This window comes from Brevibacillus centrosporus, assembly GCF_046622605.1.
Classification (GTDB): Bacteria; Bacillota; Bacilli; order Brevibacillales; family Brevibacillaceae; genus Brevibacillus; species Brevibacillus centrosporus.
This window is the reverse complement of record NZ_CP176856.1, coordinates 5,804,327-5,831,314: the sequence shown is the minus strand read 5'-3', so window position 1 is coordinate 5,831,314 and position 26,988 is coordinate 5,804,327. Positions and strand designations below refer to the sequence as shown.

Annotated in this window: 25 protein-coding genes; 6 read left to right on the top strand and 19 right to left on the bottom strand. The window is 50.9% G+C overall.

Features of this window, described 5'->3' with window-relative positions; translation table 11 throughout:
- Positions 1 to 387 precede the first annotated feature (387 nt).
- From ACLIN2_RS29095 to mnmH, 14 genes are all read right to left on the bottom strand, one after another.
- Positions 388 to 1,263 carry an S-layer homology domain-containing protein gene (locus ACLIN2_RS29095; protein WP_411502882.1) on the bottom strand — a complete coding sequence of 292 codons (876 nt, stop codon included), beginning with the start codon at positions 1,261 to 1,263 and terminating at the stop codon, positions 388 to 390.
- Between the two features lie 78 nt (positions 1,264 to 1,341).
- A complete protein-coding gene (locus tag ACLIN2_RS29090) occupies positions 1,342 to 1,719 on the bottom strand; it encodes a thioredoxin family protein (protein ID WP_411502881.1) in 378 nt (125 codons plus the stop codon).
- Positions 1,720 to 1,889: 170 nt separating this feature from the next.
- Positions 1,890 to 2,288: an NUDIX hydrolase gene (locus tag ACLIN2_RS29085; RefSeq protein ID WP_411504615.1), complete on the bottom strand. Its 399-nt coding sequence runs from the start codon at positions 2,286 to 2,288 to the stop codon at positions 1,890 to 1,892.
- 81 nt (positions 2,289 to 2,369) lie between these two features.
- Positions 2,370 to 2,897 carry a YwgA family protein gene (locus tag ACLIN2_RS29080; protein WP_092268327.1) on the bottom strand — a complete coding sequence of 176 codons (528 nt, stop codon included), beginning with the start codon at positions 2,895 to 2,897 and terminating at the stop codon, positions 2,370 to 2,372.
- Complete coding sequence (locus tag ACLIN2_RS29075) at positions 2,890 to 4,185, bottom strand: HD domain-containing protein (protein ID WP_411502880.1); 1,296 nt, start codon at positions 4,183 to 4,185, stop codon at positions 2,890 to 2,892. The genes ACLIN2_RS29080 and ACLIN2_RS29075 overlap by 8 nt, the downstream gene beginning before the upstream one ends.
- 158 nt (positions 4,186 to 4,343) lie before the next feature.
- On the bottom strand, positions 4,344 to 7,454 hold the full coding sequence (locus ACLIN2_RS29070) for an efflux RND transporter permease subunit (RefSeq protein ID WP_400583300.1): 3,111 nt from the start codon (positions 7,452 to 7,454) through the stop codon (positions 4,344 to 4,346).
- Complete coding sequence (locus ACLIN2_RS29065) at positions 7,451 to 8,683, bottom strand: efflux RND transporter periplasmic adaptor subunit (RefSeq protein ID WP_411502879.1); 1,233 nt, start codon at positions 8,681 to 8,683, stop codon at positions 7,451 to 7,453. The genes ACLIN2_RS29070 and ACLIN2_RS29065 overlap by 4 nt, the downstream gene beginning before the upstream one ends.
- A gap of 31 nt (positions 8,684 to 8,714) precedes the next feature.
- Entirely contained in the window at positions 8,715 to 9,341 is a 627-nt protein-coding gene (locus ACLIN2_RS29060; protein ID WP_092268331.1) for a TetR/AcrR family transcriptional regulator, read from the bottom strand.
- Between the two features lie 166 nt (positions 9,342 to 9,507).
- On the bottom strand, positions 9,508 to 10,242 hold the full coding sequence (locus ACLIN2_RS29055; RefSeq protein ID WP_411502878.1) for a polymer-forming cytoskeletal protein: 735 nt from the start codon (positions 10,240 to 10,242) through the stop codon (positions 9,508 to 9,510).
- Positions 10,243 to 10,258: 16 nt separating this feature from the next.
- Complete coding sequence (locus ACLIN2_RS29050; protein ID WP_327931286.1) at positions 10,259 to 10,882, bottom strand: YhbD family protein; 624 nt, start codon at positions 10,880 to 10,882, stop codon at positions 10,259 to 10,261.
- Positions 10,883 to 10,978: 96 nt separating this feature from the next.
- Positions 10,979 to 11,959, bottom strand: coding sequence for an RluA family pseudouridine synthase (locus ACLIN2_RS29045; protein WP_411504614.1), 981 nt, complete (start codon positions 11,957 to 11,959; stop codon positions 10,979 to 10,981).
- A gap of 79 nt (positions 11,960 to 12,038) precedes the next feature.
- Positions 12,039 to 12,209 carry a hypothetical protein gene (locus tag ACLIN2_RS29040; RefSeq protein ID WP_183193060.1) on the bottom strand — a complete coding sequence of 57 codons (171 nt, stop codon included), beginning with the start codon at positions 12,207 to 12,209 and terminating at the stop codon, positions 12,039 to 12,041.
- Between the two features lie 198 nt (positions 12,210 to 12,407).
- Positions 12,408 to 13,520, bottom strand: a complete 1,113-nt coding sequence (locus tag ACLIN2_RS29035; RefSeq protein WP_122960806.1) for an aminopeptidase — start codon at positions 13,518 to 13,520, stop codon at positions 12,408 to 12,410.
- Between the two features lie 43 nt (positions 13,521 to 13,563).
- Positions 13,564 to 14,625: a tRNA 2-selenouridine(34) synthase MnmH gene (gene mnmH, locus ACLIN2_RS29030; protein WP_411502877.1), complete on the bottom strand. Its 1,062-nt coding sequence runs from the start codon at positions 14,623 to 14,625 to the stop codon at positions 13,564 to 13,566.
- A gap of 92 nt (positions 14,626 to 14,717) precedes the next feature.
- Here mnmH and selD point away from each other — a divergent pair, with 92 nt between their 5' ends.
- From selD to ACLIN2_RS29015, 3 genes are all read left to right on the top strand, one after another.
- Positions 14,718 to 15,779, top strand: a complete 1,062-nt coding sequence (gene selD / locus ACLIN2_RS29025) for a selenide, water dikinase SelD (protein ID WP_411502876.1) — start codon at positions 14,718 to 14,720, stop codon at positions 15,777 to 15,779.
- 408 nt (positions 15,780 to 16,187) lie between these two features.
- Entirely contained in the window at positions 16,188 to 17,438 is a 1,251-nt protein-coding gene (locus ACLIN2_RS29020; RefSeq protein WP_328211815.1) for an MDR family MFS transporter, read from the top strand.
- 142 nt (positions 17,439 to 17,580) lie between these two features.
- A complete protein-coding gene (locus tag ACLIN2_RS29015; RefSeq protein WP_411502875.1) occupies positions 17,581 to 18,219 on the top strand; it encodes a hypothetical protein in 639 nt (212 codons plus the stop codon).
- A 635-nt stretch (positions 18,220 to 18,854) separates the two neighbouring features.
- Here the strand turns inward: ACLIN2_RS29015 and ACLIN2_RS29010 are convergent.
- The 3 genes from ACLIN2_RS29010 to ACLIN2_RS29000 form a co-directional block, all read right to left on the bottom strand.
- On the bottom strand, positions 18,855 to 19,088 hold the full coding sequence (locus ACLIN2_RS29010; protein WP_411502874.1) for a hypothetical protein: 234 nt from the start codon (positions 19,086 to 19,088) through the stop codon (positions 18,855 to 18,857).
- Positions 19,089 to 19,151: 63 nt separating this feature from the next.
- Positions 19,152 to 21,752 carry a DUF4855 domain-containing protein gene (locus tag ACLIN2_RS29005; RefSeq protein ID WP_411502873.1) on the bottom strand — a complete coding sequence of 867 codons (2,601 nt, stop codon included), beginning with the start codon at positions 21,750 to 21,752 and terminating at the stop codon, positions 19,152 to 19,154.
- Between the two features lie 33 nt (positions 21,753 to 21,785).
- Entirely contained in the window at positions 21,786 to 22,943 is a 1,158-nt protein-coding gene (locus ACLIN2_RS29000; protein WP_122961067.1) for a THUMP domain-containing class I SAM-dependent RNA methyltransferase, read from the bottom strand.
- A gap of 196 nt (positions 22,944 to 23,139) precedes the next feature.
- On the opposite strand from ACLIN2_RS29000, the gene ACLIN2_RS28995 reads away from it, so the two are divergent.
- On the top strand, positions 23,140 to 23,946 hold the full coding sequence (locus ACLIN2_RS28995; RefSeq protein ID WP_411502872.1) for an Fpg/Nei family DNA glycosylase: 807 nt from the start codon (positions 23,140 to 23,142) through the stop codon (positions 23,944 to 23,946).
- An 18-nt stretch (positions 23,947 to 23,964) separates the two neighbouring features.
- On the opposite strand, the gene ACLIN2_RS28990 is transcribed toward ACLIN2_RS28995, so the two are convergent.
- The gene (locus ACLIN2_RS28990) at positions 23,965 to 24,882 is read right to left on the bottom strand and encodes a GNAT family N-acetyltransferase (RefSeq protein ID WP_411502871.1); all 918 of its coding nucleotides are present in this window, start codon (positions 24,880 to 24,882) and stop codon (positions 23,965 to 23,967) included.
- Between the two features lie 144 nt (positions 24,883 to 25,026).
- Here ACLIN2_RS28990 and ACLIN2_RS28985 point away from each other — a divergent pair, with 144 nt between their 5' ends.
- A complete protein-coding gene (locus ACLIN2_RS28985; protein ID WP_122961064.1) occupies positions 25,027 to 25,443 on the top strand; it encodes a 2Fe-2S iron-sulfur cluster binding domain-containing protein in 417 nt (138 codons plus the stop codon).
- Positions 25,444 to 25,523: 80 nt separating this feature from the next.
- On the top strand, positions 25,524 to 26,165 hold the full coding sequence (locus ACLIN2_RS28980; RefSeq protein WP_411502870.1) for a thiamine diphosphokinase: 642 nt from the start codon (positions 25,524 to 25,526) through the stop codon (positions 26,163 to 26,165).
- 75 nt (positions 26,166 to 26,240) lie between these two features.
- Here ACLIN2_RS28980 and ACLIN2_RS28975 read toward each other — a convergent pair whose 3' ends face one another.
- A complete protein-coding gene (locus tag ACLIN2_RS28975; protein ID WP_411502869.1) occupies positions 26,241 to 26,924 on the bottom strand; it encodes a uracil-DNA glycosylase in 684 nt (227 codons plus the stop codon).
- Between the last annotated feature and the right edge of the window lie 64 nt (positions 26,925 to 26,988).

Here is a 26,988-nt window from a genome sequence, read left to right as displayed (position 1 = left end):
TTTGAACTTTTGAATCCAGTACAATGTTTCATCGAAGTCTTTATTTACGTCTTGTGGTGAAGGGGAGTAGACATAGTACCAGCCTCTGTCTGCTTTTTCGTGAAGATCTGCAAACCCTAGTACATGCTGAGAGTCCCTTGTACCATTGATTTCAACAACTGAGTCAGTTGCACCTAGATTTGCTGTTATTCCTTGTATGAGTACTTCATCAAACCCATTTGGTGGGCCTATTCTTTTATTAGCGTCGACCGTTCCTAAATCAATCCCTCTATTCACAGGCGAAGATGCAAACGAAGCGTCTAGTGGGGAAAGGAAGTTGATTAAAGTTAGGCATATGCAAAACACAAAAAGCAAATACTTCCTGTGCTTCAAACTTCACACCCCTTATTAGTTTGTTAATGAAAATTGTTTGTTTTTCAATTCTCTTTTAATTTCAGGTACAAGATAATTAAATATTCCAGCATCTGATGAATCATAATTGTTCCTTATTGATAAGACCATAATAGGCTTTACTTCTGTTAATTTAACTTTCAGGCTTTCCCCATTTAAAAATCCTAATCTCCCATTGTCGACCGTAACGAAACTTACACGAATAGTAAAATTACTGTCGCCTTTTGGCACCTTCCCTATTATTTGACCATTCGTTACTTTTAGACTCCGCTCAAACTCCTCAGCCCACTTCGCCCCCATCTCCAACTGCCACTTATCCTTCCATAGATAAGCCAGAATCTTCGCCGCATCCCCGCGTGACACCGGCAGATCTTCTCGGAATTTTGGCTGTCCTGCTGGGGCGGGGTCCATCCAGCCCCATGTGATAAGTGCGCCTGTATGGGTGTAGCCCTTCATTTTCACACCGCGATAGGGCTTCCATGCGTTAAAGACGAGCTGAGCCGCTTCTTCTTTGGTCAATAGCTTATTGGGATCGATTTTCACATCAGCGAGAATGCCTGCCTTTTGTGCCCGTTCGTACGTTCCTTTTGCCCAGTGTCCTACAGGAAGCTCTGGCACCGGTGCCGTCTCTTTCACGCCTCGAATCGCGACGAGACTAGCTACAAACTGTGATTGGACGATCTGTTTGTCGGGGTAAAAGCGGCCGTCAGGATATTTCCAGATGTATCCCTTTTGCAAGCCGAGAAGGATCGATTCTTTGGCTGGGTGTGCAGCAAAATCCGACATGGTCTGCAAAGGCTGAGCGGCTGCAGCTGGATATACCCCCCACGTGCCTCCCCATAGCGTTTGCCCAATCGTAATCCCGACCATCATCAGGCTTGTCCCCAAACCTTTCCACAGTATCTTCATCGGCCATCCCCCTTATCTACTACCAATATTTTACTTATTTATTCATTTTCCAGAAAGAGGATCATTGAGATTTTTTTGAAAAAAACTTCGGAGAACCTTTTCGGTCACATCGCCCTCCAGTTTTTCGATAGCTTGTTCCCCTTTTACGATAAACACGGTGGGCGTTGCTTCTGCACCTAACCCCAAAGCAGCTTCCAAATCCTCCTGGTCACGGATATCCAGACGTTCCACAGTATGGTGTGGATAATCGGCGAGAACAGCCTCAAGCGTCGGTCTGAAAGTCTGACAATATCCACAAGTATCGCTGTACACATACACAATCTTTTCCTCATAGGCGCTGACTGGCCCCAAATTCCATGCGAGCAACACAGCAATCAGCAGACTAGCACCTCCTGCCATCCACAGCCATTTTGTTCGCAAGCCTCTCATCCATATCACTCTCCCTCTATTTCTGGTGATCTCAGTAACGGACTTCTTATGGAGTTTTCAAGGAACGTTTGCCATTCATTATGCAATGGCGTATTGAGACAAAAAAAAGCAGACCTCGCTGGAAGTCTGCTGATTGGAAGCACAGGCTTGTATAGATAGTGCTAGGGCATCATCTTGTTTCTGTTAAAAGCAGCTTCAAAAAGCTTGGCATTATGCTGGATGCAAGCGAGGGCGCTCGCTTCGGCAAACGAAAAAAATCCGGTGCCTCTCGTTTCTACGTTTGCCTCCAACGCCGTCTGTCTATTCATTCGCCCCCAGTAAAAGACGAGATAGCTTACCGGATATGGGTAGGCATAGGGGATAGGCATCGGAGCATGAATCATTAGCTTCTCGTAACCGATCAGCTCTGCCTGTCCAAACGTCGCTCCTGTTTCCTCCCACAATTCCCTTCGCATCGCATCAAATGCCGTTTCTCCTAACTCCACATGTCCTCCAGGCAGATCCCATCCGCGGCTGTTCAAATTTGTCAGCAGGATGCGATCTCCGTGAATTAAGAGGATAGAAAAAGACGCATCCTCTACTTTTGCAAGTTTAGATCGTGCGCCCTACGATTCTCTATTTTTCTATTCGTTCGCCAAATCTTAGTTCAGCCTGCTGTCGTCGTCTTCTGTCATCATGGCTCGCAATTCTTCCACAAACGCCTGACCCTTTTGGATTTCCTCCTCGGTGTAGCGCTGCTTGCTTTTGAAGGTAAAGATCTTCGCTTTCATCTCTTCATACGGCAGATCATTAAAATACAGAATGGTAGAAACAAGCTCCAAAAAGCGGGAGTTCTCTTCGTTCATCCGGCGAATGACTCGCTCGCCGCTTCCGAAGTCTACCTCATGAAAACGCAAAAAATCCCTGCCGGTCTCGTTCAACGTATAGCGATACATATGGATCGCACCCTTGCTCTCCATTTGCTCGTCCAAGAGACCCATGTTGCACAGCTCATCTACCCGCAGAGTCAGCTCTTCGGAATATGGGCCGTACATGTGAAACTCGTAGCGTTCATCGAAATCCATTTGCAAATGTTTTCCTATGTACACCATTTTTTGCAGCTTTTTTCGCCCACTCACTTCGCCTACGATCTCGATCAAGCGTATGATTTTGGCGTGACGATTAAGCATCTTCCATCACTCCCAGACGTTCTCGAATCTTCCAGGACACATCCCCCGGCAATGCCATGACTTTATCTAAAGGAAAGTACAATTTGTAATCAAACCGGCGCTTTCCGCTGATCGCCTGGACAATCTCAGACTTCTGCGAAAGCTCGACAAGCTCTCCTGTCGGCATTTGCAGCATGATCGGGATACGCTCTTCTTCTTCACCGGCACGGTAAAAATCATACGGAAGATCGGAGGTGGTGTCTACCTCCAAATAATACATTGGATCAATCCCCGCCTTTTGGAACTCTTCCTTCAGCTCTGCCAGCAAGCGGAAATCTCTAGGGTTATATTCGACGTATTTGTAAAGATTCCTGTCCAAAAAACGCCCGCATAAATCTTTCAAAATCGGATCGGCCTCGCCTCTCCACACCTGCATGTAGAAAAGAATAATCGATTCGTCGAGAGCCAAATAATCTTTCAGCTCTACCTTGTCCTGTAAAAAAGGAAGCAGCATGACAGGCTCCTGCGCAAACGAATATCCCTGTGAAAACAGCAGCTTGGCACGCTGGAATATTTTTCGCAGAACGACTTCAGCGCTGCGCGTCACCGGATGAAAATACACCTGCCAGTACATTTGGTAGCGAGACATGATATAGTCCTCGACGGCGTGCATCCCGCTGAATTTGAAAACAATCCCATCCTCTTGCGGACGCATGACTCGCAAAATTCGTTCAATCTCAAAATTGCCGTAATTGACCCCGGTATAGTACGCATCTCGCAGCAGGTAGTCCATCCGGTCGGCGTCCAATTGGCTGGAAATCAGGCTGACGATGAGCTTGTTATCGTAGGTTTTGTTGATGACCTCTGCCAGTTTTTTGGGGAAGTCCTCGTCAAAGCGGCGCAAGATCTGATTAATCTGTGTATCTCCCAAAAGGATCGCACGGGTCCAATCCTCATGATGATAGCGAAATACCTTTTCAAAGGAATGGGAAAACGGCCCGTGACCCACATCGTGCAAGAGTCCGGCACACAGGCAGAGCAGCCTCTCTTCATAGGTAAGCTGAATGCGCTCTTTAAACGTATCCAAAATCCTGCGCATCAGCTCGTACACGCCAAGGGAATGATTAAACCGGCTGTGCTCTCCGCCGTGAAAGGTAAAATAACTGGTGCCCAGTTGCTTGATCCGGCGCAGCCGCTGGAATTCTGCAGAATTGATCAAATCCCATATGAACTTGTCCCGCACGTGGACGTATCGGTGCACTGGGTCTTTGAATACCTTTTCTTCATGGAGAAGTTGTGGCTGTTGCATCCTGGACACTCCCTTCCTGGTTCTCTCGTAGTTGCCCCTATCATATCACAGCCCTTTCCTGGGAGAAAACGCTGCGTGCCTATTTTACTCGGTTATTCGGACAAAAAGGAAGAAGCACTCGAGCGAGCACTTCTTCCATCCTTCCAGCTTGCCAAAACTTAATTCATTTCCGCCTCAGGCCCATACAAATCAGGGCGTTTGGCTGCTTTTTTTGCCAGCTTTTTCATTTTACGCTGGGTCAAAACGGTGTAAAACGAAGGAACGACAATCAGTGTCAGCATCGTCGAGAACAGCAAGCCCGAAATAATCGTCACAGCCAGGGGCTTGAACAGGACATCGCCTGAGATCGCGAGTGGCATCAAGCCTGCTACAGCTGTCATCGACGTTAACAGAATCGGACGCAGACGCGCCTCTCCTGCATGAATAACAGCCTGCTTCAGCTCTACTCCTGCGTGTCTTGCCTCTTCGATGAATTCGATAAACACGATTCCGTTTCGCACAACGATTCCGGAGAGAGAAATCACTCCCATCATCGTCATGAATCCGAGTGGGGTCTGGGTAATGAACAGCCCGATCAAGCTGCCCGCCACTGCTAGATATACCGTACTCATGACCAGCACCGGGATGGTAAGCGAGTAAAACTGCATGGCAATCAGAATCAAAATCAGGAAGACGACGAGAATGGACAGTTTGCCCATATCGATGAAGATGTCCGTCTGCTCTGATGTCTCTCCGCCTACTTCAAAGCGGTAGCCTTCTGGCCATGAAATTCCATTCAGCTTTGGCGCAAGCTCCGTCATCACATCGGTTGCCGTGCGATCCTTCAAGTCGCTGGAAATCGTCACAGCGCGGGACAAATCACGATGCGGGATGGCCTGCGTGCTAAATGTCGGTTTGACCTCTGCCAGCTGGGAAAGCGGGATCTGCTCTCCTCTCGCATTGGCAATACTGAGCCGTTGGAACAGAAGCGCCGGCTCTTCCTGATCTTTTTGCAGGAACAGCTTGATATCGATCAGGTCTGTGCCGGAATCAAATTCACTGACCGTTATCCCCTCGCTGACAAGGCGCAGCGTTTGGGACAGATCTGTGTAGTTGACCAGCTTTTGCTCCATCAGCTCTTTGTTGACCACGAACTCGAGGGTATAGCGCTCGACGCCAAAGTTATCCTGCACATCGTAGGTTCCCTGTGCATTCGCTACGACATCTTTCACCTGGGCGGAAAGAGAGCGCAGCGTTTCGATGTCTTCTCCATAAATCCGAATCACAACAGGCTTCCCAACTGGCGGCCCTGCCTCCAGCTGCGTCGGCAATATCGTCGCTTCCGGGTACAGCTTCTTAAACTCCTCGGTCCAAGGCTCAATCATGTCTTCTATCTTTACCTTTTTTTCATCAAAACGGACCACCAGCTGCCCTACCGTTATGCCGCTTCCTGCTGCCGTGTCCCCTCCGAACATTTTCGGCGCGCTGCCACCTGCATACGAAGCAACAGATTCGATCGCGGGCTGCTTGCTGATCCAATCGGAAACACCTCGAACAACCCGATCTGTTTCATAAATACTGCTTCCTACTGGTACCCGAATATTGACCAAAAACTCAGGGCGGTCGTCATTTGGAAACAGCTGCACGGGCGTCAGTGGAATCAATCCGTAGGCTGCGGTCCCGATCAAAACGCCGATCATTCCCGCCATCAGCGGTCGACGCAAAATTTTAGGCATCAGCTTATTGGCGTACCACTTCGTCAGCTGGTTCAACTGCTTGCCGAGCAGACCTGCCGGCTTCCGATAGCCCTCTGCACTCGTTTTCCTCCGCTGCTCATACCATTGACGGAAGATCGGAATAATCGTGAGCGACATAATCATCGATGCCAGCATGGTCAAAGAAATGATAGCTGGTACTGGGCGAATGAACTGCCCGGCATTCCCGCTTAAAAACATGAGCGGTGCAAAGGAAGCGATCGTAGCAAGCGTAGCAGTAACAATGGAAATCGAAACTTCATTCGCACCATTGACTGCAGCTCTCAGTGGCTTCTCGCCCAAGACGGACAAGCGGCGCTCGATATTGTCGTTGACTACCACAGCATCGTCTACCAGAATCCCCAGTACGATAATCAAAGAGACGATCGAAATCATATTGAGGGAAATCCCCAAGGATGGCAGGAACAACAAGCCCACTGCCAACGAGATCGGGATGGCCAATGCCACAACAAAAGAGGTAATCAAGTTCAAACCAAGTGTACATACGAGCAAAACGGCGATAATCGCAATCCACATTTCCCGGGTAAGATCGGAGAAAAGCTCATCGACCCTCTCGTTTTGACTGTAGATGGAATGCGTCTGCGCCCATACAGGAAGCGACTTTTCGAGCGTCACCATCATTTCGTCCACACGCTTCTGCAAGGAGGGAACATCACTTCCCGTCTCCGCATTGACACTGACCGACAGCGAAGGCTTGCCATTGTAATAAGACATCGACTTGATGCTCTCCGTCGTCATTTTTACCGTGCCGATATCCTTCATATAAATGGGATAGCCCTCTGACGTGCGGCTGATGATCACTTGATTGAGTTCATCCACATTTTCTGTTTCCGCCAGCTTCAGCTGGTAGGTGCGCTTGTCAGTCGTGAGGTCGCCCAATGGAATTTTCTCATTTTCCTTTTTGACCGCCATCATCACCTGAGCCCATGTAAGTCCGTACTGGCTCAGCTTTTGCGTATCGACCTCGATGTGCACCTCTTGCTCTGGCAAGCCCTCGACAGTCACATCGGCAACATTCGGGATCGTACGCAGCTGTTCTTTCCACGATTTCATCATGTCGCGCAAGCTGTAGAGCTGCTCCGTTGTGTCCGCCGTTACCGCAAGAGTTTGAACAAAGGTTCGGTTTAAATCGTCATTAATAATGGGCTGCTTCGCGTCCGCAGGCAAATCTGCTTCGGCATCCTTTACCTTTTTCCGCAGCTCATCCCATTTTTGCTTCGGGTCCACACCGCTTTTCGTCTCCACAATGATCGAGGATACGCCCAAGCTCGATGTTGAAGATATATAGTTAAGCCCTTGCAGCTCGTTGATTTTTTCTTCCAGCTTTTTCGTAACGGTCTGCTCTACTTTTTCTGGAGAAGCTCCCGGGTAGATCGTCGTGACGGTCGCCATGTTGATGATAATGTCCGGCGACTCCTGCTTCGGCAGCTGAAAGAAGCTGAGAAAGCCGACAAGCACGATCATTACGAAAAACAAAAGCGTAATTTTGCGCTTGCGTACGATGTACTCGATCACGGTTTTGTACCTCCAGCAGCTTCGATCGGATCTTGGTCAAACAAGCGATCCACACCTTTGACGATCAGCTCATCTCCCACTTTCAGACCACTGCGAATCTCCAGGCGATCATCGGTCAGCTGACCTATGGTTACGGCTGTTTTGACCGCTTTTCCACCTACATTTACGAAGACATGTGCATCGTTTTGCCCTCTGCTCAGGACAGCTTCGACCGGAACGTAAATTCCTTCCTGCCCCTTCATCGTCTTGGTCGCCTTTACTACCTGCCCTGCAAACCAATCGTGCTGCGGGTTGGCCAGCTGAACCTCGACTCCGATGGTTCCTGTACTCTGGTTCGTTGCAGGGAAGATTTTAGTCACCTTCGCATCGCGCTTTTGTCCATACAGATCAAGGGACAGTGTCTCCCCTACCTTCCACGAGGAAATCTCCCGGTCAGGCACAGGCAGCACGACTTTCAGCGTGTCGATGTTTCCCACCTGATAGACAGGAGTCCCTGGGCTGACCAGCGTTCCTGTGGAAGATAGCTTCGCCAGGATTGTCCCGCTGATCGGAGCGCGCAGCTGTGCTTTTGCCAGGGTAGAAGCCGCTACTTCTTTGGCGACTACAGCCTGATTGTAGGTCGCCTTGGACAGCTCCTTATCCTCCGCTCGCGCCCCTTGAGTTACAAGTGAGTACGACTGCTGTGCATTTTGCAGATCTTTTTCTGCCAGCGTCAGGGCGTTCTGTGCGTTTTCGAATTCGCTTTTGGAAATGGCCTTTTCCTGATAAAGCTGTTCGATCCGTTTAAAATCGTCCTGCATCTTTTGGTAGCCGGTCTTTGCCTTTTCGACGAGCAAACGTGCCTGAACAACTTCTTGCTCACGTGCCCCGTTGTTCACTTTGCTCAAACTGGCCGCTGACTGCTGCAGGGCGGCATTGGAGGACGCTACCTGCAGGGAGTAATCCTGCGAATTGACACGTGCCAGAACGTCGCCAGCTTTTACGTTGTCTCCTTCATTCCGGTTCAGCTCGATAACGCGTCCCCCTACCTCAAAGGAGACCACTGCCTCCTCCAGCGGCAGCAATGTGCCGGAGGTTTCCGACACAAAATTGGCTTGCTCCTGCTTTACCCGTTCCAACACGACTTGCTTTACTTCTTTTACCGGCGCTGCTGCCTGCTCTTGCTCACTGCAGGCTGATGTGGCCAATATACTGATTACTATTGCAGAAACGAGCCATCTCTTTTTCATGACATCCTCCGCTCCTATGTAGCTAACTTGGTTAGTTCTGTTTATCCGTAATCCCATTGATCAAAATGTCACATGCGTTCTCGACCAGCTGCTCTTCATCCAGATCGAGTGCAAGATTGATGCGATGCTTTGCCATAAAGGCGTAGAAAAAGGTCGAGACAAACATGAGCGCTGCCGTAAAGGAATCCTTCTTCGGCAAATGTCCCTGGTCCTGAAACTGCTGGAGCTTGCTGCACAGCACTTCGACGGCTGTTACGGGAACGCTGCTGAACAGCTTGATGACCTCTGGGTGATTATCCGCCTCGATCATGCAGATCATGAGGATTTCCTTGCGCTCGACCAGCATGCCGTAATAGCCATGCGCATATCTTCTGAGCATCTCGCGGAGCTCGGAATACTCCCCGTGCAGATGGTTCTCCAGCTGCTGACGAATATTCAAAATCCCTTTTAAAAGCTCCTCGAGGATCGTTTCCTTGTTTTTGAAGTGCCGAAAGATCGTTACCTCGTTGACTCCTGCGAGCTCGGATATTTTGCGCGTCGTCGCACCCTTGTACCCCTTTTTCGCCATAAGCTGGCTGGCTGCTGCCAAAATGCGCTCGCGGGTCTCCTGCTCTTCGCCTTTCCCTCCCTGTGGCGGTTCTATATGCGGTTGATCCATCTCGATCCTCCCTATCTATGCAAGTACTCACTAACATTTCAAATTTTACCAACGCCATTATATCCCGCAAGCAAATGCATGTAAATACTTGCATGCGCTTTCACCAAAATTTCACAAAGTCTTCCATTTCGCAGCCGTTTGTTCCTAGAGAAAAAGCCTGAATATCTCAGGCTTCTCCACGCTTTGTATGCTCTTTTACACGGGAGCTGCTGTCCTGACGGAACTCTCCGCTGTATTCCACCAGATCAATTTCGCAGCCAGGGCCGATCTCGATGTTAGTTCCGCGCACAATCTTGGCCCGTGTATACTCCAAGTAAATCTCGTCACCCTCCACTGTATCGACAGACAGCGTGTTGTTGAAGAATTGCTTCATCAGCTTGTTTAACGTGCTGATCCCAGCCTTGCGCACCTCGATATGCTCTCCTCCAATCTCCCTCGCTTCACTACTGCCGTGCAAATGGATGGAGACGTGTCCTGCATTCAACAAACCTCCGACCGTAAATGCTCCTTTTGCTTTGAACACCTCAGCCTCACAGTCACCTGTAGCCTTTAAAAAGCCGTTGAGCAAAATCTCCTCGCCAGATACACTGCCATGCACTTTCACACTGCCATCCACACGTAGCTGGGTGAATGTCATGTCGCCGTTTACGTCCAGCTGTCCGTAAACCTCCATATTTTCGAAATGAGCAGCCCCGCGAATATTGGCGTTGCCCTCGATTTTTCCGCGGCTCGCATGCACATCCCCATCTACATTCACGTGACCTGCACAATGCAGATCCAGACACTCGACATTCCCTTTGATCTTGCCAAAGCCATGTACAGCAACTTCTCCATACACGCCACCAGCTGCATTTACCGTTCCGTGAATCACCAAGTCTGGTCGATTATCCTGATTCATCATGACCTACCTCCTTCTATTATTTCAGCTTCGTTTTCAGCTCTTCCAAACAACTGGACACATTCAATCTGCTGACAACTTTCACGCTCTGATCGAAATACAGCTCAGACGCATTCGAAGCCAAGGCAAACGCAGAGATCCCCATTTTCCGGATAAAGATCAGCTCGCACGGCTTGCCCTGAAATTTTGGGTAATGGCTCTCCAGAACTTGCAGCAAGCCTTTTCCTTCCTCCAAGCTCATCTCTCCCATCACGAGCAGGCGCTCCACGATGTACGCATACAGAAAGTGCTGAAACGGATACGACTCTGCACTCCCGAAATGCTGCGTAAATAAATCCACGGTTGCTTTTGAAACAATGTTCTGTGCGATAAGTTCCTCTGGCTTGAGCATCGATCCGGTGAGGTTGGGGGAAAACATGTCTGCCAGCTCATCCAAGGAAAGGTCATCCTTCATGTGAATGATCTTGTCGATCCTGGCCATGATCTTTTCCTTTGGAAAAAACGTCTCCTGCCCCGTAAAGGTAGAGCGGCGAATAAACCAGTCCTCAGGGATCAGATTTTTTCTTTTCCACCTGTACAGCTGACCGTACGAAATACCGGTAAGCTCCAATAGCTCCTTTTTCGAGATATAGTCACGATCCATGTAAAGCACCTCCAAAAACAATGTAACATAACACTGTTACGTTAATCAACCAAAAAAAAGAGACTGCGCTCGAATCGCTGTCTCTCATCCCTCGTTCTATTCAAATTCCGCCTGGATCAAGCGCTTCATATCCACTGGCAGCGGTGCTACGCAATGGACTTTCTCGCTTGTTAACGGGTGCTGGAAGCTCAACGACGATGCATGCAGGGCCTGTCTGCGTAACAATCCCCTCGCTCCTCCGTACATCGCATCTCCCGCCAGCGGATGACCGATATGCTCGAAATGAACGCGAATTTGATGAGTGCGCCCCGTCTCCAGCCAGACACGCGCCATTGTCATGTAAGAAGAACGACGGATCACCTCATAATGAGTAATCGCCTCGTCTCCACCTGCTGCCACTCTCCGTTTCGTCGGGTGCTTCGGATCTCGACCGATCGGTGCCTCAATCGTGCCTCGCTCATCTGACAGAACGCCGCTTACGACCGCTACATACTCCCGATGAATGCCGCCCTCTCGCAATAGACGATCCGCCAGCTGATGACCGTAGCTGCTTTTGGCAAGCAGGATCACGCCTGACGTGTCTTTATCCAAGCGGTGAACCGAGTGGACATTCGCACTCTCTCCTCTGGCTGCAAATAGCTCAGCCAACGCGTCGACGAGCGTCCCCTCCTGCTCCTGTTTGACCGGATGCACGGTCATCCCCGCCGGCTTGTTGGCTATGAGCAAGTGATCGTCCTCATACAACAGCTCAATAGGCAATGCCACAGAGGGCAGCGCATCCTTGTTTTCCCGGAGAGTAGAGCGTGCTGTCCGAGTCTGGCTGGAAGCTTCGGGCTGTCCTTGTGTTTCCTGCGTTTTTTCCGGCTGCCGATCCACGATTCGGATCGCGACTTGATCCCCTGCTTTTACCAGTCGCTGTAAAAACGGCTGCTTGCGATTAAGCTGGATCCCTTTGCTTCTCGTCAGCCGCTGCATCATCCGCCCTGACACGTTCAGCTTTTGCCGAACGATCTGCTCTACATTCATTCCCGCGTCTTCATCCGTGACGGTGTATTCAATCCAGTCTTTGCGGCTCACTTCAAATCCCTCTGTTCCTGCTTTTTTTCCTATTGTAGCAAAAATGGCAGCTGGACATGCCTTTTTCTCACCCTGAGCCTTATCGATAGATTTGTACGTCATGCAGCACCTGCTGAAAGTCGGCTACCGCTTTTCGTTGTCCCATCTCCAGCATTTGGGTCACATACCCTTCGTCAGCTAAAAATTCGCACCCGAGCAAACGACCCGCAAAAAAGGTATGCAAGCATTGTTTCCAACCCAATCGAATCATAGCTCATTCCCCCACTTCAACTTATTAAACTAATTTGTATAATAAGTATATGGTTGAACTTGGTATTTTGCAAACATTTTTGTTTATAAAGTTACGAAATTTTTTCAAACTCCAGGGCGAATCTATTCCGAAACGTAACAAAGCCACCATGCTGCTCAGCATGATGGCTTGATTGTCCTGCGATTCCAGACGTTTTCCTCAGCCTTTCAAATTTTCCGGGTTCAGTCCTTGTAGCTCTGGCAAAACGAACAGACCGTCTTTTCGGATCAGTACGTCGTCAAACCAGATCTCTCCGCCCCCGTACTCTGGACGCTGGATGTTGACCATGTCCCAGTGAATTTGGCTGCGGTTGCCGTTATCCGCATTTTCATACGCACGACCGGGTGTGAAATGGAAGCTGCCCGCAATTTTTTCATCAAACAAAATATCGTTCATCGGATGCAAAATGTATGGGTGCACACCGATCGCAAACTCACCGATATAGCGCGCTCCCTCATCGGTATCAAAGATTTGGTTCAGCTTTTCGGTATTGTTGGAAGTCGCTTCTACGATCTTTCCATTCGCAAAAGTCAACCGAACATTTTCAAATTTGGTCCCCATATAGCTGGTCGCCGTATTGAATGTGATCGTTCCATTTACGGAATCACGCACAGGTGCTGTGAAAATCTCACCGTCCGGGATGTTGCGAAGTCCCGAGCAGATCACATTCGGGATGTCCTTGATGGAAAAGCTCAGATCCGTACCCTGTCCAACCAGGCGGACTTTATCTGTGCGGTCCATCAGGTCCTTCAGTGGCAGGAATGCCTCGTGCATCTTCTTGTAGTCAACCGAGCAGACATCGAAGTAAAAGTCCTCGAAGGCTTCCGTGGACATGTTTGCGCTTTGGGCCATGGCGGCAGTCGGATAGTTGAGAAGAGTCCAGCGCACGTTCGAAACCAGGAAATCATTCAGTTCCTGCATGACCTTTTGATGCGCGCGGCGGCGCTCTACCGGCACGTCAGCCATCTCGCTGTCATTTACCGGGCCATTGATGACGATGTACGTATCCAAATCCTTGTACATCGGCTCCTCCCACTTCACCAGATGAGCAGCTCGCTCCTCGCTTGCCCCCATCATCAATTCACGCTGAATCGTTGGGTCGATGATGCGCACAAACGGATACGCTCCTTTGGCATACGCTTGTTTGACCAGCTCTTTTGCCAGCGCATGACCTTCGCCCCGTACCTCAATCAAAAGACTTTCCTTTTCTCCCAGCTGGACGGAGTGACTCAACAGGTTTTCAGCCAGCTTTACCAATCGGTTATCTAACATACGCTCTCCCCCTCACGATCAAAATTCATTAATAAAATATATTTTACCGAATGGCCAGACTTTTTTCAATTATGTCCCCGATTTGTTCGACCGCTGCAGGCAAATCCGTCGTGTCGATATGATGCTCCAGCTTTTCTACGTACTCGCTCTGCTTGTTTTGGTAACGCGGATCGTAATAGGAAACCAGAAGTGTAGCAATCGCCGTCCGATAGTCTCTCTCAGCTATCGCCTGCCGCAAGAGCGCAGCCTGTTCAGTAGGAATTCTCCTCGCAATGGATGTGTACGCCTTCTCTATCTTTTCTACAAAATCAGGACGCCAGGAAAACGGAATCACGTACTCGTCGTAAATTCGCTGGACGCGGACCTCCAATGGAGCCGTCAGCTGAATATGAATGGCCTGCTTTTTCGCCTCCATCAAAAAGGAAGGTACGATGGCGTTCCCGATTCGTTTGCTTTCCGCCTCCATGACAAAGAAGGAAGTATCGCGGTTTTCATGCAGCGTCTCAAACAATCTCGCATCAAACATTTTCTGATTAGCCGGCTTGCCTTTGCCGATATGCCCAAATACCGATCCGCGATGCCCTGCCATACGCTCCAGATCCAGGACTGGATAGCCCTTTTCCTCCAGCTTTCGAAGCAGTTCTGTTTTCCCCACTCCCGTCATACCGTGTAGCAAGAAGACAGGGACTTGCAGCTCGTATGGCGTGATCGTTTCCAGAACGTGCTGACGGTAGGAACGGTACCCACCCTGCAGCCGGCGAACCCGCAGACCGGAAAACGTGGCAAAGGTCGCCATCGCCCTGCTGCGCATTCCTCCTCGCCAGCAAAAAATCGTAGGGGGCTCTCCCCATTCTTCTTCCCGCTGACGAATCGCCTGCATAATCGCTTCCATTTTGGGAGATACGATCTGCATACCCAACCATTGGGCTGCCTGCTGCCCTTCCCGTTTGTACGTCGTGCCTACCCGCGCACGTTCTTCATCACTGAACAGGGGGATATTTACAGCACCCGGGATGGTTTCCCGCGCAAACTCGCCTGGAGAACGAACATCTACCAGATTCGAATAGCCTTTCACCAATAATTCCTCAACGGTTATCTCTTGCAATGTATGTCACCCTAACTTCTGTTATGCTAGATTTATCCACTTGTTTTTTCTAGTATTCTATTATTATACCTCGTAAATCAGGAGGCCATAACATGTCTGAAAAAGTGAAATTGACATCCTTTACTACCAAAGGCGGTTGTGGGTGCAAAATTAGCCCCGATGCCTTGTCGGCGGTTTTGAAAAACCTGCCTGCTCCTGCCGCCCGTGATCCACGCCTGCTAGTCGGTGTAGAAACGTCAGATGACGCCGGCGTCTTTCAGCTAAATGACGATTTGGCTATTGTCCAAACACTCGACTTTTTTACTCCGATTGTGGACGATCCGTACTGGTTTGGGAAAATTGCAGCAGCGAATGCGATCAGTGATGTTTTTGCCATGGGCGGAAAGCCGATTACCGTATTGAACATCGTTGGTTTCCCTATAACCAAGCTGGACCCTTCGATCTTGACGGAAATTTTGCGCGGCGCTGCGGAAAAGGTAGCAGAGGCCGGAGCTGTGCTTGTCGGCGGACATTCTATCGATGATCCCGAGCCGAAATTTGGCTTGTCTGTGACCGGGACCGTTCATCCCTCCCGCGTGCTGACCAATGCCGGGGCAAAACCAGGTGACGTGCTCATCCTGACAAAGCCGATCGGTGTCGGCATACAGACAACCGCGATCAAACGTGATGCTCTGTCTCCTGAACAAACGGAGTTGGTAATGAACGTAATGGCTACCTTGAACAAATATGCAGCGGAATGCATGGAGAGCTTCCCGGTACATGCCTGCACAGATGTCACCGGCTTTGGACTCCTGGGTCACGCTCTGGAGATGGCGGAGGGCAGCCAGGCAGGCATCCGCATTTACGCAGACGAGGTTCCTGTACTTCCTGGGACACGTGAACTTGCGGGGCAAGGCATCATCCCGGGTGGAAGCAAGTCCAATTTCCGCTGGGTCGCTGACCGGGTGCAGTTCCCCGAGGGTATGGAGGAGCTCGACCGCCTGATCCTGTGTGACGCTGTGACCTCTGGCGGCTTGCTGATCAGTGTGCCTGCAACGGACGGAATTCGTCTATTGGAGGAGCTGCATGCTCGTGGAATCGAATGGGCACAGATCGTAGGAGAGGTTGTTTCGGAACATCCGGGAACCATTCGGGTTATTTCGAATCCTTTGTAAAATTCTCCTTGCATCCCCACCCAGGTTTGCAGTATTCTAGTCAACAAGAGTTGATCTAACGAAAAATTTTGAAGGACGGGAGTGTTGGTTCATGGTCGTTTCTGTAGTTGTCTTCGCATAGGTGGGCCTCTGATAAGGGGCGCTGCCTCTCATCAACCATCTATAGCAAGAAACTGCAGGATGCCGGAACCGCTTCCGTCTTTTTCCCGATAGGATGCTAGGAGTCCCTTCTCTTTTTCGAGTCAAATGCTCTGGTTTGCTCTCGAATGAAAGGGGGTTTTTCTCTCCTTCTCCACATATCGATAGTCAAAGCGCAAGCGAGTGAGCACAGTCTCTCCCGTTTGCGCTTTTTCGCGTGCAAAGGCTCCTGCAGACAGAGAATCAGATTGGAATGGAGGATTTTTTGTCATGGTGTGGCGCACTTGGGATTTGAACCTCAAAGTCCGACTCGTCGGCGAACTCATTACACATACGTTTTTCTGGATGTACTTTCCGTTTATGGCCCTGTACTTCAGCGATTCATTCGGAAAAGACATCGCAGGCATCATGCTGATGGTTCCTCCGCTCTTGGGCATGATGTCCAACCTGTTTGGGGGCTATTTGGCAGATAAAGTAGGGCGCAAACCGACCATGCTGCTTTCTCTCTGTACATCGTCGGTGATGTTTGCCATTTTTGCCTTTTCCAGCTCCCCTGTTGTCGACTATCTTGCCTTCATCGGCATTGGGATTGCCAGCTCTCTTTATTGGCCAGCCAGCTCCGCGATGGTGGCGGACCTGACGACTGAGGAGGACCGCCGTGTTGTCTTTGCTACGTTTTACACTGCGATGAACATGGGTGTTGTAGCAGGTCCCGTCCTCGGCTCCTTCTTCTTTGTGAATTACCGCTTTGAACTGCTGCTCATCTGTACGATCGTCGAGCTGATTTTCGCCGCTTCGATTTTCTTTCTCATCAAGGAGACTCTGCCCGCTACAGTTCGTGCAGAGCGCTCCAAGGAACGCTTCTCCATTACCCAACAATTCAAAGGCTACGCTGTCATTTTCCGGGACAAAGTGTTTGCCCTCTACATTGGTGCTGGCGTTTTGGTAGCAATTGCCTTTATGCAGCTGGACATGTACATGGCACTGTATGTGAAAGAGCACGTTCACGATCAGCGGTTGATGTGGTGGGGAGACTGGACGTTTACGGTTGGTGGAACCAGTGCCTTTGGTTGGCTGATGGGACTGAACGGCTTGCTCGTGGTCTTGTTTACTCTCCCGGTCACAAAGTGGTTCCAGCATTGGAGCGACCGCAACAGCTTGGTGATCTCGTCTGTTTTGTACGGGTTTGGCATGTTCCTGATGGCTTTTACCACGAACATCTGGCTGCTCTTTGGCTGTATGGTCATTCTGACGCTGGGAGAGCTGATCCGCACCCCAGTCGCTCAGAGCTTTATCAGTAAGTACTCTCCGGAGGATGCGCGCGGACAGTACATGGGAGCGTCCTCCTTGCAGTTTTCCATCGGTCGTTTCATTGCCCCCATGTCTATCTCGATTTCGCAATGGCTGTCGCCTGTTGGGGTGTTTGGCATCATTCTGGCTCTCACGCTGATCAGCGCGTATCTGTATATTCCTTTGTTCCGCATGATCCCGGAAGATGGGCATGATTCGGCTCACTCCTAATACGCAAGATTCTGGTCGCCTCTGCTCGTCAGTGGCGGCTTTTTTATGGATCAGCGCCTCCCCCTCCATAATCGTACTAGCCTTCAAAAACTAGCATATAGTGAGTAGTAGAAGGATGGGTCACGTCAGGAGGGTTTTTGCCATGAATCAGCCGAGCGCTTACGCTACATTCAAGACAAAGGGAGAGTTCGTTTACCGGACATCTGCCTATATTCAGTGGGGTACGTCATCTGAATCACTGGGAAGCTGTCTCTTGCTCAATCCGGGCTCGTCCACCTTGTACCGGGAAAGACCTGCGCCGCATCACGCCACGATGGGCGAAACCACTCTGGACCCAACCATGCGCCAGTTGGTCAAGCTGACCGAAGGAATCTACTCTGCGAAGACAGCGCAAGGCACATTAAACGGCAGGCTGCACATCTACAACCTCTTTTCTTTGCAGCATCCGACTGCCAAGGAAGCGATCGGTCTGCTGGAAGATCTTTTGCAGAAAGGTGAAACAGCTCTCGATGAACACATTACCCGTTCCCATGAGTTGGTCAAGCATCCGTGGATGCTGCTCGGGTGGGGATGCATGGCGAAGACTTCGCGTGCCATTACGTCGCTAAAGGAGCGCTGGCTGCAGGAAATTGCTGCTGCAGGCGTCCCGACCTTTGGCAAGCCATGCGCGACGGGGAAAAACTACTACCACCCGTGCCCGCAGCTTCATGCGATGAGAGAGCTAATATTGCGGGACTTGATTGCTTTGCATGAGCAGGTTTGTGGAACGGTTCGCAGATAATTTGCTGGGAAGCTGTTTCGTTTAAAAACAGTGTCGGTAAGTGCTTCGATGTTTTCCGATTGAGATCGCTCGGAGCTTAGCGGCTGGGGCGGAAAAAGGCGAAAACACTACAGTAGTAGGGCCACCTGCAGGGAGGTCATTCCTGTTCGGCTCCATTTCAAAATCGGAACCCGCGTCCAAAGTGGTTGTCTCTACGATGTTATTCAGAGGTGGACGCTAAAGACAGGTTCCGTTTTTTCCATTCCTCCTGGGCTGTGTCCCTAATACCTCCGCTTTTTTCACCTTTTTCCGGGGAAGCTGGCGTGCGTGCATGGAGCATCTTTAAACCAGAAAGCTCTGACCGAAAAGCATGTTTCCAAGCGGAGCGACTGTGGAGTCTTACCCAGCGGAGCCATGAAGACCGAGGCAAAGAATCGCTACCCTTGAATCAGCGGCGCAGCGGACGGTCTTCACTTCCTCGCTAACATAGACTTGCGCGCAGCTCTAAAAGGCTTTCCCCACACCAATCACATTCTAATTGCTTTAGTTTTTATATCTTTTTCCCACGCCAGAAAAGCATGTTTTCAAGCGGAGCGACTGTGGAGTCCTACTCAGCGGAGCCATGAAGACCGAGGTAAAGAATCGCTACCCATGTATCAGCGGCGCAGCGACTCCCCTTTTGGCGATTCCCTCGGGATCATGGCGTAGCGGACCGTCTTCACTTCCCCGTGGGCGTAGCCTGGAGCGCAGCTTGGAAACAGGCTTTTCCCCCCTTTTGGCGATTCCCTCGGGATCATGGCGTAGCGGACCGTCTTCACTTCCCCGTGGACGTAGCCTGGAGCGCAGCTTGGAAACAGGCTTTTCCCCACGAAAGCCGCGCTCACAAACAAGCAAAGAGCCCGCCCTCCATTCAGGAGAACAGGCTCTTTACTGTATCTATATGCGAAAAAGCTTTATGGCATTTCGCTTCCTTCGTAATACTCTTCCCGGTCAAACTTGCCGCGCATCCATTTGTATGTGTCATCGTAAATGCTGCGTACGACCGGGTCGGTGCTGGTTGCGGATTGAATCAATGTCTTGGAGCCGTAGTAGTAGGCGTGGACGTTGTTTTTGTCCATGCCTAGCTTGTGAGCGGCCACGAGCTGGTTGTAATAGGTCTGGTAGAACTTCGGATCGCGGTACATCCGCTCGTCTCCCTCGATCTCTACGCCCATCCCGTACTTACTGACGGTGTCCAGCACACCCTCGATGCGATCCAGCTGAACGGGCTTGTCGCTGTAATAGTTTGGCTGCAGGAAGGCGTAATCGAAGTACAGCGACTTCCACTCCTGCACACCTGGTGCGCCGTAATACGGGATCCAGTAGAAGCGCAGCGCCTCGTCATGGACCATGCTCGCCATGCTGCGGATCAAATCACGTTCCTTGGGAGCACCATCCTCGATCAGCTCATGGAACCAGTAGATCCCTTCCAGCTTCAGATAAGGGTATTCCGCCTTGTTCCATCGCTTTAACAGCTCTTGGAAATACCATTCCAATGCCTGCTTGCGATTCTCGTAAGCTTGCTCCTCGCCGATGCCTGCCGGATTAAAGGACAGTGACGGCTTATTGTCGGCAAGTTTGCCAAAGTTGGTCTGGCTCATCGCCGGGTACGGCAAGGCCAAGACGACATTTTCCTGGGTTGGTGTGGTATACAGGGTGCCCCTCAGGCGGTTGTACTCCCGCATCGCGCTATTCAAGGCATCCAGCTGGCGGTTCGTCCCAAACAGGTCATTTAGGTACCCTTGCCAGCCTACCTTGGTGGCAGCCATGTCCTGATAAGGCAAAAAGAGAACCGTATCGAACATTTGGTCACGCATATAACCGTCACTGGTGCGATAGCCGACCATTGGCAGGAAGTCGTCTTTCGTCCAGTTTCCTCGATCACCATAAGCTCCAGAATACGCCAAAAGCATATTCTCGACGCGGTTTCCGGCCTTTTTGTCCTCCATCATCTGCGTCGGACTTGGCGGTGGCAGCAGCACAGCTCCACCTTCCCATGAGCTGCTCTCGTTTGCCCATACTTCGAGCTGTCTCGCAAAGGCAAACACTTTTACCGGGAAGGACACGCGAACGTAGCGCGCCTCAATATCCGGGAGCGTCACACTCAACGTGCGTACGACCTGCTTGTCTTCGGACGCAGGGACATCATGAACGACTTTTCCTGCATACGACCAGGCTTTTCCATCTCGTGATACTTCGACGTCCATCGATTCCGGCATGGTGATGCCCGAAGACTTTTGTTGCCTGAACGTCAGTGCGACTCTTTCCAAAGGCTTATCCTGCGAAAGGGCTACCGTCACCTTCCGACCGAACTGCCGATTGAACCCGGTCCACTCTTCAGACGGTGTTACCAGTCCACCTACCGGACCGGGATATTGCTTCTCCACGGTTTGAAAATAGGAATCGGGAGGTCCAAACGTCTTTACAGAAGTAAAGCTGCCGGGAGCCACGTTGACCGAATCGTCCTGTTCAGCTGCCTCTCCCGCCTCTTCGTTCTCTGCAGGCTGCGACTCATCCACAGTCGCTGCTGCTTCGCGAGTCGAATCGTCCTTCTGTTCATCCGGTTGTTCAGGCTGTGGCGCATTGGCAATCTCGACAGGAATGGTTTTCGTCTTGTAGCCCATGGTGACGCTCACATTCCCTTTGCCCGGTGTCGGCCCGGCAACAAAGGTTCCATCTGGCAGAATGCTCCCCAGCTCTGGTCGATCAAATGCGTAGATCGGCGTAAACGGAAGCTTTTCTCCGTTGGCACTCGCTACCTTTACGCGCTCACTCGTACCCGCCATCAAGCTCAGACTTGCGGTATTCAAAGTAAAATCCGCTTGCTCGGCCTGCTGAAAACGCGCATTTAACACGCGCTCCGCAATCACGGCTGCTTCGGCACGCGTCACATTTCCCAGTGGGTTGAAGTTGCCACCTGCGCCTTGCATCCAGCGCTGGTTCGTCACTTCGGCGATGGCCTCTTTTGCATAGTCCGCCATATCCTGTTCATCACTGTACGAGACCTCAGTGGTACTCACTGCTTTCGCAACCTGACTTGCCTCCATCAGCCGGGAGAGCAATACGGCCAGCTCTTGTCTGGTCAGTGGGTCAGCGGCTCCCACCGTGTTGTTATTTCTCCCGTTCATGACCCCCAAGTCGGACAGGCCGTAGATATACGGCGCATAGGGACTGTCCGCTGGTACGTCTTCAAAGATCGCATCATCCGTTGACTCTGGCTGCAATCCCACTACTTTACTCAACAAAACAGCGATATCTTGACGGGTAATCTTGTTCTGGGGATGAAAGAGCCCATCTCCTTGACCACCGATCAATTGAAGCGATGCTAACCGGTTGATCGCGTCCTTGGCATAGCTGTTGCCCAAATCGGTGAATGCGACAGCTTGATCCTGCCCAGATTCTACAGCCGTACTGGTCGTATCAGGCACAGCTCCCGCCACCTGCGCCGCAGTAACCGCAAGCGAAAGCGCCAGACAAGCGGCAGCGATTCGACTCCCCATTCGTTTCTTGCTCATTTTCTCTCCTCCAATTACCCCTTCTCTTTTTTCCTATTCGGCAGGGGGAACCATTGACGGACGAGGCGGTTTTGGTCCAAAAAACTGATAGTAATCTACCTTCATGTTTCCGTTGTAGAGCTTCCGCTTCTTGCTCGCCTTGCGTCCAAAATGCTCTTCAAACAATTCGTCTGACGTGATGACGTAAAAAGACCAGGTATCCAGCGCTGCAAAGGTTTTGCCCATTTCCCCGTACATGCGGCTCACTTGCTTCCATTCGCCCAGACGCTCCCCGTAAGGCGGGTTGCAGATCAGATAGCCATACTTTTTCTTGGTTCGGATATCGCGTACGTCCATGCGCTGGAAGTGAATCAGATCGTCTACGCCAGCTTCCAAAGCGTTTGTACGCGCGATCTTCAAAATCTCCTCATCTACGTCCGTACCGATAATCTCCAGCTTCTGATCGTAGCGAGCCAAGTCATGGGTCTCCGCCCGTGCCTCTCTCCATGCTGATTTCGGGATGGCAGGCCAGCTCTCGGAAACAAATTCCCGGTTCATACCTGGCGCGATGTTTTGTCCGATCAAAGCAGCTTCAATCGGAATGGTGCCCGAACCGCAAAACGGGTCCATAAACACCCGATCCGGCTTCCAGCGGGACAGCATGATCAACGCCGCAGCCATCGTCTCCTTGAGTGGTGCCGTACCAATCAGCTCGCGGTAGCCGCGCTTATGTAATCCGGGCCCCGAGGTATCGATGGTCAGCGTGGCCACATCCTTGAGCAGAGCGACCTCAATCTTGTACAGCGGTCCATTTTCCTCGAACCAATCGCGCTTGTACGTCTTTTTCAGACTTTCCACGACTGCCTTCTTCACGATCGCCTGACAGTCAGGCACACTGAACAACGTAGACTTTACCGACTTCCCCTCCACGGGAAACGTACCATCTTCCGTGATCCAATCCGCCCATGGCAACGCCTTGGTTTTCTCAAACAGTTCATCAAACGTCGTCGCTTGGAACTCCCCTATCTTTAGACGCACCCGGTCGGCAGTTCGTAACCATAAATTTGTACGAGCTATCGCAGAAATTTCTGCGGTGAAGGTTACCTTGCCATTTTCCACCTGCACATCCGTGTAGCCAAGTGCTTTTACCTCTTCTGCTACCACAGATTCCAATCCAAATGTCGCCGTAGCGATCAATTCCACTTTTTGCATTCCACTTTTCTCCTGTTCATGCCTTCGCTAATGGGCTTATCCCTTATACTATATTACCCGATTTGGGTATGGGGTTGGTAATCTTGTCCGTATGTAAGAAAACTGCCACTTTTCCGGCCCTCTCTCGGCGGCATGATCTGGGAAATGACGGGAAAACCTATTTAGATCGAACCGTACTTTTCAAAAGGAGGCTGCTATGCCTGAATTACCCGAGATGGAGACCTATCGCAGACTGCTCCAACAAATCAATGGATTGACGATTACAGATACCCACGTAGAAAGAGAAAAGACCATCAACACCCCTCCTGAACGCTTTGCCCAGATCGTAGTCGGGAACAAAATAACCCTCGTCGACCGTCGCGGCAAGCATATCCTGTTTCATCTGGAAAACAATTATGTCCTGCTGCTCCATTTGATGCTGGGCGGCTTTCTCTATCTCGGAACGACAGAGGACAGACTGGAACGCACTGCGCAGGTGACTCTTTCCTTTGGCAGCCGAATTCTTTACTTTCACGGCTTGCGGCTGGGGTACCTGCATCTTTTAACCACGGCTCAAATCGATGAACGACTCTCCGAGCTGGGTCCCGAACCACTTGCCCCTACCTTTACACTCTCTCATTTCTCTTCGCTGCTGTCAGGAAAACGAGGCATACTCAAGACGACTCTTGTCGACCAGCATTGGCTCGCCGGTATCGGCAACTGCTACTCGGACGAGATCTGCTTTCATGCCGGTATCTTGCCTACCCGTCGCATTCCCGACCTCACTTCGGAAGAGGTCGCGCAGCTCTTTCGCTCCATGCAGGCTGTTTTGAAAGAAGCCCTGCAATTTGGCGGATACATGGATACTCCGCTTTACCGAGGGGACGGACTCACCGGAGGCTTTGACGACCGTTGCCGGGTATACGACAGAGGAGGAGAACCCTGCCCACGCTGCAAACATGCAATCGTCGGCGACAAGCTCTCCTCCCGCAAAGTCTTTTATTGCTCGCATTGCCAGAACTAGCAACTAGCAAAGGCTTATCTACTCAGCTAATTTTGCTACGGTCTCTAGCATTTTCATCTTTTTCACCATGTATACCTGTTCCGTACCCGATGGCCCGAAGCCAGCTTCCTGCAGGATGTGCAAGAGCTGCTCCTGAGAAGCAGGCAGGTTAAAGGTTGAACGGCGGCATTCCAGCTCACAAGGAGCGTACATTTCTGTCAAAGCTACCCGCAAGATGGTATCTGCATCCGCATGATCTGGCTGAGCGACACAATGGCGAAGGGCGATGGCAGTGACTTTCCCAGCATCGCTTGCTACCCGCTTGTACATGGCGTAGCCAACCTCCTGACCCTCTGCGTCCTCGACAATCAACGCTTCTCCATCTCGCATGCTCTGCCATTGATTTTGCCAGGGAGCATCGGACTGATAGAAAGGCAACTGTGCTGCCTCCTGCGCAAGAACGCGGCGAACGCGATAGCCTGCGTTTTCTTGTATGCCGAAAGGATTTTCGGAAAGAGCATCCGTCCGCTGCCAGAAAATCAATCTGTCCACCACGTCGTATCCAAGCTGTTCATACAAAGCGATCGCTTTCTCGTTTTGACTGATGGCTTCCAGTGTGGCATCATGTACCCCTGCTTCTTCGTACAGCTTAAAGGTAGCTTCCATCAGCTGGCGCCCCAGTCCCTTGCGGCGGTAGGCTGTTGCGACTCCGGTACCGCCATTCCACGCGATTTTTCGGCCGTTGATTGTTCTCAGACCACTTGCCACTAAGCCCACCGGCTCTTGATCTTCAAAGGCAACAACCGACAGACTGAGCACATAGCCCTCCGCCCCTAGGCGCTGCACCAGCATCTCCTCGGTCATGGCAACCGGGAAAAAATAGCCTTCAAAGCCTCTGTTCCACGCTTTTGTTACTTCAGCAAACGTACAGTCACTCATTCGCTTGATGGAGATCATGGAATCACCTTCCAATCCTTTAGTAAAATTATTTTAATCAATAAAAACTAAAAATTCAATCATTTTTACTCGACAAAACCCCCATCTGTCCCTCTACCAGCTGGCATGATAAGATGAATAAAAGTTTGTTTCCCGGAGGTTTCCATGCGCAAACCACTCACGGTAGGCTCGTTGATCGCTGGGCGCACTGTTCCCAGCGCTCCGACTCCTCAACTGGTACATACTCCGCCCCCTGCACGCCCTCGTCAGGAAGCAAGGCGATCAGCTGCTCCGAGGTCAAGCACGAATCCCTTCGTGCACGTGACGCAGCGTGGGCAGAGGTTTTCTGTCCGGATGGCTCCTGGGCAATCGCTCCTGTCTGCCGCCCTCTCACAAGGGCAAGCACTCTCGTACAAATGTCTGCAAGGGCATTGCGGCAAATGCTGCGTACAGGTGACCACAGGAAGCTCGTCCTTAACCAAACCAAACGCCCGCGAACAGGAGAAGCTGGGCAGAAAGCTCGCCCAAGGGTATCGCCTTGCATGCCAAAGCAGCTTTTCATCCACGCTACAGAGGCAATAAGAAAATCCTCTATCGAGGCCAGATCAAGGATGAACGACGAATCTAATACATTCTCACAGTAAAATAGAGGTGGCTACTCCATGAAACCAAATCGAATCTTGTTGTTCGCAGGGGGAAACCTCGGACAATGGGCGATTCGCTATATTCGACAGGAGGATTGGCTGGTTGGGGTTGACCGTGGGGCTTTATTTCTCATCCAGCACGGTTTGTCTCCTCGCCTGTCTATCGGTGACTTTGACTCTGTAAGTGTCGAGGAACGAGCAAAAATCGAGCAGCATAGCGGGTACGTCTCCGCCTGCGACCCTGTCATGAAGGACTTGACTGACACAGAAATGGCGCTCACCTGGGCACTGGAGCAGCAGCCAGCCGAAATCGTACTGCTAGGGGCTTTGGGCTCCCGGTTTGACCATACCCTGGCCAATGTTCATTTGCTGCAGAAAGCCTTGCTTGCCCGGATCGATTGCAAAATCGTGGACGAGACCAATGAGATTCACCTGATCGATCGCGAACTCACTGTCGAGCGTGACCATTTCGCGCATGTCTCCCTGCTTCCTTTCAGCCCGGAGGTGACCGGGGTTACCCTTTGCGGCTTTCAATATCCGCTCAAGGACGCCACTCTCCGGATTGGCGATACGCTTGGCATCAGCAATGTGCTGACCGCTGATACGGGAACGATTACGGTGAAATCCGGGCTGCTGCTCGCTATCAAAAGCAAGGATTGACTCCCTAGCAAACACGCAAAAAGGATCGCCTGTCTAACCATTGACGGCGATCCTTTTTTTCTTTTCAAATACCGTTTACTCTTCCGGTTCAAGCGGCAGCTGCCAATCAATTTCTGCAATGCCTTTGGATCGCAGAAACGCGTTTGCCCGCGAAAAAGGACGGCTGCCAAAGAAGCCTCGATTGGCAGAAAACGGGCTGGGATGCGGCGATTGAATGATGAAATGCTTGCGGGAATCGATGAACGCGGCTTTTTCCTGGGCATGCTTGCCCCACAGAATGAACACCATGGGCGTTTCCCGTTCGTTCAGATGAGTAATGATCTGATCCGTAAACGTCTCCCACCCCAAGCCTTTGTGTGAATTGGGAGTACCGCTGCGTACAGTAAGCACGGTATTGAGCATCATCACACCTTGCTTTGCCCAGTGCGTCAGGTAGCCATGCTGCGGGATCGTGCAGTTCAGATCGCTCTGCAGCTCCTTGTAAATGTTTTGCAGGGAAGGCGGCGGCTTGATTCCCGGCTTGACGGAAAAGCTCAGCCCATGTGCTTGTCCCGGTCCGTGATACGGGTCTTGTCCTAAGATAACGACCTTGGTGTTCTCGTAGCCCGTCAAATGAAGGGCTGTAAAGATGCTGTACATATCGGGATAAACCGTTTGCGTTTGATACTCTTCCTTGAGCAACTGTCTCAGCTTCAAATAATAGGGCTTTTCAAACTCATCTGCCAGTACCGTGCCCCAGTCATTTTGCAAAATCGCCATGAATTTCTCACCTGTCCGAAAGTTTTCTTCTACTCTATCATAACGGCAGCCAATACGAGAGAAA

Excerpts from the sequence above, each read along its gene's own strand:
- ACLIN2_RS29075 (WP_411502880.1), bottom strand. The coding sequence starts at position 4,185 with ATGCAACAGCCACAACTTCTCCATGAAGAAAAGGTATTCAAAGACCCA.
- ACLIN2_RS29095 (WP_411502882.1), bottom strand. The coding sequence starts at position 1,263 with ATGATGGTCGGGATTACGATTGGGCAAACGCTATGGGGAGGCACGTGG.
- ACLIN2_RS28990 (WP_411502871.1), bottom strand. The coding sequence starts at position 24,882 with ATGATCTCCATCAAGCGAATGAGTGACTGTACGTTTGCTGAAGTAACA.
- ACLIN2_RS29005 (WP_411502873.1), bottom strand. The coding sequence starts at position 21,752 with ATGAGCAAGAAACGAATGGGGAGTCGAATCGCTGCCGCTTGTCTGGCG.
- ACLIN2_RS29040 (WP_183193060.1), bottom strand. The coding sequence starts at position 12,209 with ATGATTCGATTGGGTTGGAAACAATGCTTGCATACCTTTTTTGCGGGT.
- ACLIN2_RS29060 (WP_092268331.1), bottom strand. The coding sequence starts at position 9,341 with ATGGATCAACCGCATATAGAACCGCCACAGGGAGGGAAAGGCGAAGAG.
- ACLIN2_RS29055 (WP_411502878.1), bottom strand. The coding sequence starts at position 10,242 with ATGATGAATCAGGATAATCGACCAGACTTGGTGATTCACGGAACGGTA.
- ACLIN2_RS29035 (WP_122960806.1), bottom strand. The coding sequence starts at position 13,520 with ATGTTAGATAACCGATTGGTAAAGCTGGCTGAAAACCTGTTGAGTCAC.
- ACLIN2_RS28975 (WP_411502869.1), bottom strand. The coding sequence starts at position 26,924 with ATGGCGATTTTGCAAAATGACTGGGGCACGGTACTGGCAGATGAGTTT.
- ACLIN2_RS29020 (WP_328211815.1), top strand. The coding sequence starts at position 16,188 with ATGGTGTGGCGCACTTGGGATTTGAACCTCAAAGTCCGACTCGTCGGC.
- ACLIN2_RS29015 (WP_411502875.1), top strand. The coding sequence starts at position 17,581 with ATGAATCAGCCGAGCGCTTACGCTACATTCAAGACAAAGGGAGAGTTC.
- ACLIN2_RS29065 (WP_411502879.1), bottom strand. The coding sequence starts at position 8,683 with ATGAAAAAGAGATGGCTCGTTTCTGCAATAGTAATCAGTATATTGGCC.
- ACLIN2_RS29050 (WP_327931286.1), bottom strand. The coding sequence starts at position 10,882 with ATGGATCGTGACTATATCTCGAAAAAGGAGCTATTGGAGCTTACCGGT.
- ACLIN2_RS29000 (WP_122961067.1), bottom strand. The coding sequence starts at position 22,943 with ATGCAAAAAGTGGAATTGATCGCTACGGCGACATTTGGATTGGAATCT.
- ACLIN2_RS29080 (WP_092268327.1), bottom strand. The coding sequence starts at position 2,897 with ATGCTTAATCGTCACGCCAAAATCATACGCTTGATCGAGATCGTAGGC.
- ACLIN2_RS28985 (WP_122961064.1), top strand. The coding sequence starts at position 25,027 with ATGCGCAAACCACTCACGGTAGGCTCGTTGATCGCTGGGCGCACTGTT.
- ACLIN2_RS28995 (WP_411502872.1), top strand. The coding sequence starts at position 23,140 with ATGCCTGAATTACCCGAGATGGAGACCTATCGCAGACTGCTCCAACAA.
- selD (WP_411502876.1), top strand. The coding sequence starts at position 14,718 with ATGTCTGAAAAAGTGAAATTGACATCCTTTACTACCAAAGGCGGTTGT.
- ACLIN2_RS28980 (WP_411502870.1), top strand. The coding sequence starts at position 25,524 with ATGAAACCAAATCGAATCTTGTTGTTCGCAGGGGGAAACCTCGGACAA.